Source organism: Vibrio jasicida CAIM 1864 = LMG 25398, from assembly GCF_000400365.1.
GTDB classification, from domain to species: Bacteria; Pseudomonadota; Gammaproteobacteria; order Enterobacterales; family Vibrionaceae; genus Vibrio; species Vibrio jasicida.
Genome location: NZ_BAOG01000068.1, coordinates 1 through 12,295 on the forward strand (window position 1 = coordinate 1; position 12,295 = coordinate 12,295).

At 45.1% G+C, this 12,295-nt stretch carries 11 protein-coding genes and 3 tRNA genes; 4 read left to right on the forward strand and 10 right to left on the reverse strand.

Going from position 1 to position 12,295, the window contains the following annotated elements; genetic code table 11:
- The 6 genes from VJL_RS19045 to uvrY form a co-directional block, all read right to left on the reverse strand.
- Nucleotides 1-87 (reverse strand) — tRNA-Leu (locus VJL_RS19045).
- A gap of 80 nt (nucleotides 88-167) precedes the next feature.
- Nucleotides 168-243: transfer RNA gene (locus VJL_RS19050), tRNA-Gly, on the reverse strand.
- Nucleotides 244-264: 21 nt separating this feature from the next.
- Nucleotides 265-338: transfer RNA gene (locus VJL_RS19055), tRNA-Cys, on the reverse strand.
- Nucleotides 339-737: 399 nt separating this feature from the next.
- Entirely contained in the window at nucleotides 738-1,295 is a 558-nt protein-coding gene (gene pgsA, locus VJL_RS19060) for a CDP-diacylglycerol--glycerol-3-phosphate 3-phosphatidyltransferase (RefSeq protein ID WP_005530466.1), read from the reverse strand.
- Between the two features lie 46 nt (nucleotides 1,296-1,341).
- Nucleotides 1,342-3,204, reverse strand: coding sequence for an excinuclease ABC subunit UvrC (uvrC, locus tag VJL_RS19065; RefSeq protein ID WP_081094937.1), 1,863 nt, complete (start codon nucleotides 3,202-3,204; stop codon nucleotides 1,342-1,344).
- Nucleotides 3,176-3,820, reverse strand: coding sequence for a UvrY/SirA/GacA family response regulator transcription factor (gene uvrY / locus VJL_RS19070; protein WP_005434947.1), 645 nt, complete (start codon nucleotides 3,818-3,820; stop codon nucleotides 3,176-3,178). The genes uvrC and uvrY overlap by 29 nt, the downstream gene beginning before the upstream one ends.
- Nucleotides 3,821-4,249: 429 nt before the next feature.
- On the opposite strand from uvrY, the gene VJL_RS19075 reads away from it, so the two are divergent.
- On the forward strand, nucleotides 4,250-6,613 hold the full coding sequence (locus VJL_RS19075) for a DNA polymerase II (protein ID WP_038880497.1): 2,364 nt from the start codon (nucleotides 4,250-4,252) through the stop codon (nucleotides 6,611-6,613).
- Nucleotides 6,614-6,639: 26 nt separating this feature from the next.
- Here the strand turns inward: VJL_RS19075 and VJL_RS19080 are convergent, their stop codons facing one another.
- Nucleotides 6,640-7,407: a nucleotidyltransferase family protein gene (locus VJL_RS19080; protein WP_038880500.1), complete on the reverse strand. Its 768-nt coding sequence runs from the start codon at nucleotides 7,405-7,407 to the stop codon at nucleotides 6,640-6,642.
- A gap of 187 nt (nucleotides 7,408-7,594) precedes the next feature.
- On the opposite strand from VJL_RS19080, the gene efpL reads away from it, so the two are divergent.
- Nucleotides 7,595-8,161 (forward strand): elongation factor P-like protein EfpL, encoded by a 567-nt coding sequence (efpL, locus tag VJL_RS19085; RefSeq protein WP_005431209.1) that lies wholly within the window; start codon nucleotides 7,595-7,597, stop codon nucleotides 8,159-8,161.
- A gap of 2 nt (nucleotides 8,162-8,163) precedes the next feature.
- Entirely contained in the window at nucleotides 8,164-8,484 is a 321-nt protein-coding gene (locus VJL_RS19090) for an HI1450 family dsDNA-mimic protein (protein WP_005431208.1), read from the forward strand.
- A 164-nt stretch (nucleotides 8,485-8,648) separates the two neighbouring features.
- Here the strand turns inward: VJL_RS19090 and rluB are convergent, their stop codons facing one another.
- A complete protein-coding gene (rluB, locus tag VJL_RS19095) occupies nucleotides 8,649-9,587 on the reverse strand; it encodes a 23S rRNA pseudouridine(2605) synthase RluB (protein ID WP_038871854.1) in 939 nt (312 codons plus the stop codon).
- 345 nt (nucleotides 9,588-9,932) lie between these two features.
- Here rluB and VJL_RS19100 point away from each other — a divergent pair, with 345 nt between their 5' ends.
- The gene (locus tag VJL_RS19100; RefSeq protein WP_038871856.1) at nucleotides 9,933-10,643 is read left to right on the forward strand and encodes a calcium-binding protein; all 711 of its coding nucleotides are present in this window, start codon (nucleotides 9,933-9,935) and stop codon (nucleotides 10,641-10,643) included.
- Between the two features lie 112 nt (nucleotides 10,644-10,755).
- Here VJL_RS19100 and VJL_RS19105 read toward each other — a convergent pair whose 3' ends face one another.
- Both VJL_RS19105 and rnm read right to left on the reverse strand, forming a co-directional pair.
- A complete protein-coding gene (locus VJL_RS19105) occupies nucleotides 10,756-11,376 on the reverse strand; it encodes an L-threonylcarbamoyladenylate synthase (protein WP_038871858.1) in 621 nt (206 codons plus the stop codon).
- A 39-nt stretch (nucleotides 11,377-11,415) separates the two neighbouring features.
- A complete protein-coding gene (gene rnm / locus VJL_RS19110) occupies nucleotides 11,416-12,291 on the reverse strand; it encodes an RNase RNM (RefSeq protein WP_038880503.1) in 876 nt (291 codons plus the stop codon).
- Nucleotides 12,292-12,295 lie beyond the last annotated feature (4 nt).

Sequence of the window (12,295 nt, forward strand, 5' to 3'; positions counted from 1 at the left end):
TGGTGCCCCGGGCCGGACTTGAACCGGCACAACGCGAACGTCGAGGGATTTTAAATCCCTTGTGTCTACCAATTCCACCACCAGGGCACACAAATTTCTTTGTGATGCCTTTACAGAAAAGTAAAACACCATCATCTGATACCGCTTAACGCCATATCATTTTTATTTGGAGCGACACACGAGGTTCGAACTCGTGACCTCAACCTTGGCAAGGTTGCGCTCTACCAACTGAGCTAGTGTCGCATTCATTCTCAAAGAGAATAATGGAGGCGCCTCCCGGAGTCGAACCGAGGTCCACGGATTTGCAATCCGCTGCATAGCCACTCTGCCAAGGCGCCTCATTTGTGAAGGAAGGTCAACTTCTTTCACCACCCTTTCGATCAATGCTCTCTTGGGTACGGGATGCATTCTACGGATTCGAGCGATCGAGTCAACACTATTTTTATTTTTTTAAATCGTTTGACCAGATTTTGTGCGAAAGACGGTAAATTGATTAGTTTTAATACTGATAATCTCCCAAATACACTTGTTTATCATGAATTTTGGGCTACTTTCCTTCCCTTTATCATGTATTCCGCTAGCCCCCAACAGTAGAGAAATTCGTACTTGAGTATCCGACCACGCCCCAGCGAGTAAAAACCAGACTTAGATCACAGTTATTATTTAAGGCAGCTTTCCCTCAAGCAATAAAAAAGCAGGCTAATAGCCTGCTTTCTAAATTCATCTGTTTCGATTACTTAGTGATGTTCTTCATTAAGTAAATCATCTTTCGCCGCAGCTAGGTATTGAACCATAGACCAGTATGTTAAGAACGTGGCAACGTAAAGCGCTCCAAAGCCAAGCCATACCATCCAGTCGTCGTAACGCCAGATCAGAACCCAAAGGGCGAACATCTGAGATACGGTTTTGACTTTGCCGACCCAAGAAACCGCAACACTCGCACGTTTACCGATTTCTGCCATCCATTCACGCAATGCAGAGATGATGATTTCACGAGCAATCATTGTGACGGCTGGAATCGTTACCCAAATCGAGTGGTAATGCTCAGTAATCAAAATCAGCGCTGTCGCCACCAGTACCTTGTCTGCTACTGGGTCAATGAAAGCACCGAATCGAGAGGTTTGGCCTAACTTACGGGCTAACATGCCATCTAACCAATCGGTAAAACCCGCAACCCAGAAAACCATTGCCGCAGCAAAAGGAGCCCAAGAGTAAGGTAGATAGAAAACAACCACGAAAACTGGGATTAGGAACAGTCTAAGTAGAGACAGAATGTTCGGGATATTCAAACGCATTTTATTATTCTCTTACACATTGCGTGTTAATGTTGCGGGATTTTCCTTATTGTTTCAATGCTTGGAAAATAATTTCTGCCAAAGAGTGACTAATTCCTGGCACTTTGGCGATTTCTTCGACACTTGCCCGCTTGAGTTCTTGTAAACCGCCCATGTATTTCAGCAAAGCTTGACGACGTTTGGGACCAACGCCTTCAATCCCTTCTAACGCACTGGTACGTCTGGTTTTTCCGCGTTTAGCTCTATGACCTGCAATAGCATGATTATGGCTTTCATCGCGAATATGTTGAATGAGGTGCAGTGCTGGCGCATCACTTGGCAAGTTAAACTCCTCACCATCTACGGTAATTAAGGTTTCAAGCCCCGGCTTACGGGTTACCCCTTTTGCGATACCGATCATCGTTGGACGCTTTGGCCAGTCTCCCCAATATTGCGAAATGATCTCATGAGCTCTATTTAGCTGACCTTTACCACCATCGATAAAGATGATGTCTGGGATCTTTTCTACGTCCAACTGCTTTGAATAACGACGCTCTAACGCCTGCCCCATCGCAGCATAGTCATCACCACCTGTAATGCCCGTGATGTTGTAACGGCGATATTCTTGTTTTACCGGGCCTTCACCATTAAATACCACACACGACGCAATCGTACTTTCGCCCATCGTGTGCGAGATATCGAAACATTCCATACGACTTATCGACTCCATTCCCAACACCTCACGCAGCGCTTTGAAGCGTTGGTTAATGGTCATCTTATGGTTAATCTTAGTCGTAATCGCCGTCAATGCATTGGTGTTGGACAGTTTGAGGTAACGAGCACGAGAGCCTGTCGGTGAAGTATGAAATTGCACCTTACGCCCTGCTACGTCACTTAACGCTTGCTGTATAGACAACACATCCTCACCTAGCTCTTGGTTCAAAATAATGCGAGAAGGGATGGTACGCGCCTCGTTATGACTCAAATAGTACTGAGTAAGAAAGCTATCGAAGACTTCTTGTTGACTGGTATTGTGCGGGATCTTAGGGAAATGACTGCGACTGCCTAGCACCTTACCCTGACGGATCATCAGGATATGGATACAAGCGATGCCGTTTTCTTGTGCAAAACCGAGTACATCCATATCGTCCATGCTGTCTTCAGAAACATATTGCTGCTCCTGAACACGGCGAATAGCTTGAATTTGGTCTCGGAACTTAGCCGCGTCTTCAAAGCGGAGCTGCTGACTGGCCAACTCCATCTTTTCGATGAGTTGCTCTAGCACTTGCTTATCTTTGCCTTGCAAGAACAACCGGACCAAACCCACCAGTTCAGCATATTCTTCGTCGGAAATAATGGTGCTGACACAAGGTCCTGCACAGCGACCAATTTGATACATCAAGCACGGTCGAGTTCGGTTAGAGTAAACCGTATCTTCACACTGTCGAACGGGTAAGATTTTTTGCAATAAATGCAACGTCTCGCGCACTGCACCAGAATCAGGATATGGACCAAAGTACTCACCTTTACGTTTTTTAGCACCACGATGCATAGATAATCGAGGATGTTTATGTCCACTAATAAAAATGTAAGGATAGGATTTATCGTCACGTAGTAGGACATTGTACTTGGGTAAATACTGCTTGATGTAGTTATGCTCAAGAATGAGCGCTTCCGTCTCTGTATGAGTTACTGTGACATCAATCTTGGCGATATTGCTAACGAGGGCGCGGGTCTTTTCACTGTCTACTTTTTTACGAAAGTAACTGGAAAGACGCTTTTGAAGATCTTTGGCTTTGCCTACGTAAATAACAACAGCCTCGGCGTTGTACATTCTGTAAACGCCGGGCTGATGAGTTACTGTCTTGAGAAAGGAAGCCGAATCGAAGGGAGGATTCACACTAAAGGGTCTCGGTGTCCAGCATTCCATGGCGAATCGCTAAGTGTGTTAACTCAACGTCACCGTTAATGTCCAGTTTGCTAAACAGACGGTAGCGGTAGCTGTTGACTGTTTTTGGACTTAAATTCAATTGTTCAGAAATATCCGTAACTTTCTGACCTTTGGTGATCATCATCATGATCTGTAATTCGCGTTCTGAAAGGTCTTTAAATGGGTTTTCAGAGGCTGGTGAGAATTGACTCAACGCCATTTGTTGCGCGATCTCTGGGGAGATATAACGCTGCCCACTATTAACAACACGAATTGCATTAACCATTTCATCAGGACCTGCGCCTTTGGTCAAATAACCAGAAGCCCCTGCCTGCATCACCTTAGTAGGGAACGGATTTTCCGTATGAACGGTTAGTACGATGATTTTTACATCAGGATTCACGCGAAGAATTTTTTTCGTGGCTTCCAAGCCGCCAATTCCTGGCATGTTCATATCCATTAAAACAACGTCGGCATGATTACTGCGACACCATTTTACTGCTTCTTCACCGCTGTCAGCTTCTCCTGCTACGTTCATTCCACGGACGTCTTCAATAATACGTCGTATCCCTGTGCGAACCAGCTCGTGATCATCTACAAGGAAAACATTTATCAAACTTGTATCTCCACACTTTTATTGGCTCTGCACCCACATAACTTGGTTAAATGTGGATATCAGTATGAGTGCCTATATAATAACGCATTAGGCAAAAAATTGCTTTCTATGAATATGTGCTCAAACGCAAAATTTGGCAAGAACTTATTCATAAACCACTCTATTATTTGAGTGAAAGACCTGCAAAGCCGAAATTTAAGACAAGCTAATTAACAACAGAAATTCCCATAAATCAAGCAACTAGGTTTCATATTGTTTAGCAGTGCGCAATATCAACCCTAAATGGTTATTCCATAAGCGAGCAAACGTGGCCTAACAAGCGAAAACATGGGCTCTTCTTCCCCCATACCGACTCAGGGTTTTACTGGTTATTTTTACAGTTCTTAATGTTAGAATAGTGAACTCAAAGAATTATAAGGTTTCTCTCTTTTGAATATCCAACAAGGCTTCCTACTCACTCGTCAAGCACGAGACATCAAAGGCCAAACGCAAATTGAACTTTGGCTTTCGACAGAGGACGGACCAACTCAATTGCTGATTCATGGGGAAAAACCGGTGTTCTTTGTTGAACAAGCGCACCTTGAACAAGTCAATATGCTGGCTGCTTCAAAACAGCTCGAGGTGTCAGTAAAACCACTCCAACTCAAAAACTTCCAACACTCAGCTCTCGCGGCTTGCTACACCCACAACACCAAAGACGCTTTCGCTTTGCAAGATGCTCTGACACAAAATGACATCATTCATTATGAAGGGGATGTGCGCTTAGCTGATCGCTACCTTATGGAACGTTTTATCAAAGGTAGTATTGAGTTTACGGGCAACCGACAGTTCCTTAATGGCTTCCAACGTGTCCAAAATGCGAAATGCCGTAGTGGCGAATATGAACCAAATCTGCACGTTGTTTCCCTTGATTTGGAATGTTCAGAGAAAGGCATTCTTTATTCAATTGGTTTAGACAGCCCTGTAGATTCTCGCGTAATCATGATTGGTGAACCGGAGCCCGCAGAAACAAAAATCCAATGGGTTAAAGACGAGAGAGCATTACTTGAAGCTATGATTGATTGGTTTAAGCAGTTCGACCCGGATGTCATTGTTGGCTGGAACGTCATTGACTTCGACTTCCGCCTCTTACACAAACGTGCAGAATGGCACAGTATGAAGCTAATGATTGGTCGAGCGGATCAAGCCAGCTTTTTCCGGAGTTCAGCGCAAAGCCAGCAAGGGTTTATCTCGATTCCCGGCCGTGTGGTTCTCGATGGTATCGATACCTTAAAGACAGCAACATATCATTTCCGTTCATGGTCACTTGAGTCTGTATCTCAAGAGTTGCTTGGCGAAGGTAAAGAAATTCATAACGTGCATGACCGAATGGACGAGATCAATCGCATGTACCGATTGGATAAGCCCTCTCTTGCAAAATATAACCTGCAAGATTGCGTTTTGGTAAATAAGATTTTCGACCATACCCACCTCCTCGACTTCGCTATTGAACGATCACGTTTAACGGGAGTGGAACTGGATCGCGTAGGGGGCTCAGTGGCAGCGTTTACTAACTTGTATTTGCCACAGATTCACCGTGCAGGTTATGTCGCACCTAACCTACACCCCGAGAACTGGATCGCTAGCCCAGGCGGTTATGTGATGGATTCTATTCCGAATCTGTATGACTCAGTGTTGGTATTGGATTTTAAAAGCCTATATCCATCGATCATTCGTTCTTTCTTGATTGACCCAATGGGCTTAGTCGAAGGTTTACAGCTTGAAATCGGCAAGGCAGATGATGAAGCCGTCCCGGGATTCCGTGGCGGTCAGTTCCATCGCTCGAAACACTTCCTACCGGAGATGATTGAGAAGCTGTGGGCCGCGCGTGATGTCGCCAAAAAGAATAACGAGAAAGCCTTTTCGCAAGCAATTAAGATCATCATGAACTCATTCTATGGTGTGCTAGGTTCGTCTGGCTGCCGTTTCTTTGATACCCGCCTTGCTTCAAGCATCACCATGCGTGGCCACGAGATCATGAAGCAAACCAAAGTGCTGATTGAAGACAAAGGCTATCAAGTGATTTATGGCGATACCGATTCCACCTTCGTATCTTTAAATGGCGCTTATAGCCAAGAAGAGGCGGATGAGGTTGGGAATACGCTGGTCGACTACATCAACCACTGGTGGACGGAACACTTACGGAGTGAATACAACTTAACGTCTATTCTCGAAATTGAATACGAGACCCATTACCGCAAGTTCTTAATGCCGACAATTCGTGGGGCAGAGACAGGCTCTAAGAAACGTTACGCCGGGCTGATTGGCGAAGGCGAACAAGAGCGCATTATCTTCAAAGGATTAGAAAGCGCTCGGACTGACTGGACGCCTCTGGCACAGAAGTTCCAGAACACCTTGTATCAAATGGTTTTTCACGGTGAAGATCCAAGTGACTACGTGCGAGAAATGGTCGAGAAAACCAACAGCGGCGAATTCGATGATCAATTGGTGTATCAGAAACGCCTACGTCGAAAGCTGCACGAATACCAAAAGAACATTCCACCACAGGTGCGAGCCGCACGCTTAGCAGATGACATCAATGCTAAACTTGGGAGACCGTTACAGTATCAAAACCGTGGTCGAATCGAATACCTGATTACCATAAATGGACCAGAGCCACACGAATACCTAAACAGTCCTATCGATTACCAACATTACATTGATAAACAACTAAAGCCGGTCGCCGATGCTATTCTGCCGTTTATCGGCACTGACTTTGAGCAACTGTCAGCGCCTCAAATGGGATTATTTTAGAAGATACTGCGCATAGATGGCGTGGCTTAACCTATTCGGAACTCGGTTTTTTGATACTGCTTTACAAGCCAACTTCCAAAGCCATCCATCAAACCAAGTACAGAGCGTTTGGGAATTGCTCGACCAGCCAGCAAGATACCCAAACGTTCGATCTCCAATTGCTTTTCAGGGTGATACTTCAAAAATACCTCACCGCATTCAACAGGATCATCAAACCAACGTTTATCTCGATACATCACCAACGAATAAGACGCTCGCAGTAATTTCTTCGCAATCACGATTTGTGCAGCTACCTGCTCTTTTACGCTGCTGGCTTGGCTAATCTTACTTCGATAGACTGAGATCCAATCTTCCACATCCATATTCCAGTGTTTAGCAATTTCCCAACTTGGAACATAATCGCCAAAACAATCGCCTAAGCTCTCACCATACACACAAACGCAACAATGCTTGAGCATAAACCCCCAAGTAAAAATACTGTCTAGGTTTGCTACCTCACTCACCAGCGCGGTACGAATAGAAACACCTTGAACTTGTGGGTGTCCCTGCTGCGCTCGCCATTTGATGGTGTTGAGTATTGTTGCTCGGTTGTTTTCAAAACTGGACTTCGTTACCACCACCAGATCAAGATTTGATTTACCTGCAATGGCACTTTTTCGCGCAACACTGCCATACACGTAAACACTATGCAGGTTAGCACCGAGGCCGCCTTTTAGGCACGCTAGCACCTCTCGAATAAGAGGTTCAAATTCTGGTTGGAAAGGTTGTTTTGGATTGATAACAGAGAGAGACATTGATTGAAACGCGATCTCGAGTTTTTAGCGAACGATGGTCAATATGATCCACTAGCTATGGTTTTGAATCAAGCCCATTCAGCCGTTTCATTAGGATTAAACAACAACGATTAATTTTGGTGCCAGACAAACAAGTTAGCGCTATAATCACCAAGTTTTGCTTAATAAGTGTAAATAGGAAAATACAATGCCAAAGGCAAGTGAAATCAAAAAAGGCTTCGCAATCGAGTCTAATGGTAAAACTCTTCTAGTTAAAGACATCGAAGTTACGACTCCTGGTGGTCGTGGCGGCGCTAAGATCTACAAAATGCGTTGTACAGATCTAAACACTGGCGCTCGTGTAGATGAGCGTTACAAATCTGATGATGTGGTTGAAACGGTAGAAATGAACAAACGTGCAGTTGTTTACTCATACGCTGATGGCGATGAGCACATCTTCATGGATAACGAAGACTACTCACAATACACATTCAAACACAACGAAGTTGAAGATGAGCTTCTGTTCATCAACGAAGACACTCAAGGTATCCACCTTATTCTAATCAACGGCTCTGCTGTTGGTATCGAGCTTCCTTCTTCTGTTGAGCTAGTGATTGAAGAAACTGACCCTTCAATTAAAGGTGCATCTGCATCTGCACGTACTAAACCAGCACGCTTTGCTTCAGGCCTTGTAATTCAAGTTCCTGAGTACATCGCGACTGGTGACCGCGTGATCATCAACACGACTGAACGTAAATACATGAGCCGAGCATAAGCATGTCTGATTTGATTTCTTACGACGACGTTATCGACGCTGCGTACGACATCTTCCTTGAAATGGCTCCAGATAACCTAGAGCCAGCTGATGTCATTCTGTTTACCGCGCAATTTGAAGATCGTGGTGCCGCAGAACTTGTTGAAACCGGTGATGACTGGGTTGAACATGTTGGCTTCGACATCGACAAAGAAGTGTATGCAGAAGTTCGAATCGGCTTAGTAAACGAGGAAAATGACGTACTTGATGACGTGTTTGCTCGTATGCTAATCAGTCGAGACCCAGAACATAAGTTCTGCCATATGCTTTGGAAACGTGATTAACGATTTCCTCATCATGATCAAAAACACCAGCCTCTCACTGGTGTTTTTTTATGTCAGTAAGTTAAAGTTACGTGTGATTGGCAAACACGAAAGATTACGGACGCGAAACGCTAGATAAGAAAAAGGCTTGCCAAGTGGCAAGCCTTTCTAATTTTCGCTATCGATTAACGATGCTTGTTGCGTGCACCCTGATCACCTGCGCTCTTCTTTGGCTTACGGCGAGAAGGGTTGTTGCTGCGGCCTTTAGGCGTATTTACGCGCTCTTCGTGACGCTTAACAGCGCGACGGATTTTTTGGCTACGAGCACGTTCACGTTTACGTGAGGTGTTGTCTTTGTTCAGATCAAGCATGGTTTCTTTTTCTGGACGAAGCTCTACCAATTCGCGTAGGTAGTTTACTTCTTTAAGATCAAGTTCCATCCAACCACCACGAGGCAGTTTCTTATCCAGATAGATATCACCGTAACGAACACGTTTTAGGCGGCTAACCGTCGTATCTTGCGATTCCCACAGACGGCGAACTTCACGGTTACGACCTTCGTTGATAGCAACATAAAACGTGTGGTTCATACCTTCACCACCCGCATATACCACATCTTCGAAACGTGCCATACCATCTTCAAGTTCAACACCACGAACTAAGTTTTTCACTTTCTGTTCAGTTACTTCGCCGAAAACACGAACAAGGTATTCACGCTCAACCTGACGGCTTGGGTGCATAAGGCGGTTCGCCAGTTCCCCATCTGTTGTAAACAGCAGCAAACCTGATGTGTTAGCATCAAGACGACCTACTGAAATCCAACGAGAACCACGGATCTTTGGCAGACGATCGAAAACAGTGCGACGACCTTCTGGGTCGTGACGAGTACACAGTTCACCTTCTGGCTTGTAATAAGCCAAAACACGACAGATCACTTCTTCTTGTACCTTCGCAGACACAACGTGACCATCGATACGAACTACGCTGTTCTCATCTTCTAGTCTTTCACCAAGTTTAGCTACGACTCCGTTCACGCTAACGCGACCAGATTTAATTAACGATTCAATCTCGCGACGAGAACCGTGACCTGCGCGTGCTAATACTTTTTGTAACTTTTCGCTCATTTATCTACCTATGTGTCGTCTTCACAGACGTCGAGACCAGAATTGGTCTTCATTTTGCAAGTTACCCATGTAAATGGGATTTTTTCGGTCGGACATTATACGAGATTCTCCCATTTAATGTAAGTGAAATCGTCCAGATTCTCTCGTTAAAATCTCGCTCTAAAACTCACACTTAACTCATCATCTTCTCCAACTTAGTACTAAGCCGCACTAGGGTAGAACCGCACTATTATGGGTCTGTCCACACCTCTGAATTTTTGGTGCACCTGATAAAATTATCAAGGTTATAAGAAAGATAACTGTTCAGCTTGCTAGCTCCCTTAATCAGATGAAAAGGAATAATAAATGTCTCATACAAATCTTGACCTAAATTGGATATTTGGCACCTCAGAAGACGACAACATGACCGGAACAAAAGGCTCAGATACCAACGACGTTTTCGTCGGTTTTGGTGGCGATGATAAGTTTGTTGGTTTCGACGGAAATGACTATGTCTTTGGTTGCCGTGGTGACGACACTCTATTAGGCGGCAGAGGTGATGACTTACTGGCTGGTGGTTCAGGCGACGATTACTTGTCTGGCGGCTTGGGTAATGACTCTCTATTTGGTGGTTGTGGTGACGATACGATTTTCGACTACTCTGGCAACAACTTCATCAATGCCGGTTGGGGTGATGATACGGTCGTCGTTGGTGATGGCAACTCTGTGATTGCTGGTGGATGTGGTGATGACACGTTCGTAATGACAAACCGTCTTGCGGTTGGCGTTCCAGATCAGCCAGTTTCCTCAAACGACATTGAAGTGAAAGCAGAGATCCTAGACTTCAACATTTGCCACGATAAGCTTGTATTTGATATGGGTCTCGATACCAACGACGATGGTATTCGCGACACGTTCCTCGATTCCGCAGATGACCTAACGCTGTCATACAACGACTTTGGTTGGGCTGTGTTCTCTAGCGACGAGTTTAATGTGGAAGTAACGTTGAAAGGTATTGATGCGGGTTACATGAACTACATTGAGCACCACAATATCGATATCTTTGACTTCGCATAATCCACGAATGTGAACTTCTACTCATTGATTCAAAAATTAAAGGGAGGCGTCTTCGCCTCCCTTTCTTATTTAGCTTTGTGCTAGTTTCGTATTTGCTTTTGAGTTGACGAGCTTACTCAAATGGCGCTGGGTCACCAGAACCTACGCGCGCTATCACTTGCTCACCATCACTAAAGTCAATCACTGTTGTCGGTTGCTCACCCAGATACCCACCATTAAGGATGACATCAACCGCGTGCTCTAATTTGTCACGAATATCCTCAGGGTCCGATTCCGTCACGTCACTACCTGGCAAAATTAGCGATGTTGACATCAACGGCTCGCCAAGCGCTTCTAATAAGTCCAATGCGATACGGTTATCTGGAACACGGATACCAATCGTTTTGCGTTTTGCGTTCATCAAACGACGCGGCACTTCTTTTGTGCCTTTGAAGATAAAAGTGTAAGGACCCGGTGTGTTGTTTTTTAGTAGTCGGAATGCCGAGTTATCCACTCGTGCGTACAGAGAAAGCTCCGACAAATCGCGGCACAACAACGTAAAGTTATGCTTGTCATCCAGACGACGGATCTGACAAATTCGTTCCAGCGCCTGCTTGTTCTCCAATTGACAGCCTAGTGCGTAACCTGAATCGGTTGGGTAAACCACCACACCGCCGTTACGAATGATTGCTACTGCTTGATTGATCAAGCGAGCCTGTGGGTTTTCTGGATGAACGTAAAAAAACTGGCTCATTGTAATTCCTCATTATCGAACCTCTCGGCTCTATATTTTTTATGGCGTTTCGACTTCGTCAGGTTGAGCATTCAACGAAGGATCAATACCCCAATCTTTCCAAACTGGTTCTACACCCGCAGGCAACCAGAGGTTTCTTCCCAACTCCATCCACGGTGACGGATAGTGAAAATCACTGCCTTGAGAAGCTAATAGTTTGTATTGTATAGCATAATCAGCCAAGTTGCGTCTTTCTTGTTGTGCTTGTTGGGGCTGAGCCACTTCCATAGCATCACCACCCGCCTCCACAAACGCAGCCAGCATTCGCTTCACCCATTTGGCGGTAAGTTGATATCGCCCTGGATGTGCTAAAACCGCTTGTCCACCAGCAGCATGAATCGCGTCGACAGCGTCTTTCATCGAACACCAGTTTGGTGGGACATAACCTGGATTGTTACGCGTCAAAAACTTCTTGAACACCATCTGCATGTTCTTTGCGTAGCCATTGTCCACAAGCCATTTAGCAAAGTGAGCTCGTGTGATTGGCGCATCACCGGCAATTAACTGAACTTCTTCGAGCACCCCATCGCGAGTGGCTTTCTGTAGACGCTCTGCAATCAGCTGCGCCCTTGCTACGCGATGCGTTTTCTGTTGCTGAATTAACTCAACCAATGCTGGGCTTTCCGGATCAATATTCAAACCCACAATATGGATGTCTTTGTTCTGCCAAACAGTCGAGATCTCGATACCGTTAATGATTTTGAGCGGCAGATTATTTTCTTCAACGTATTGCTTGGCCGGAGCTAAGCCGTCAACCGTATCATGATCCGTGATCGCCAAAACCTCGATATCAAAACTTAGTGCCCGATCCACCAAATCACTCGGTGCAAATCGACCATCCGAGGCTGTAGTGTGGCTGTGTAAATCAATTCTCATCTTT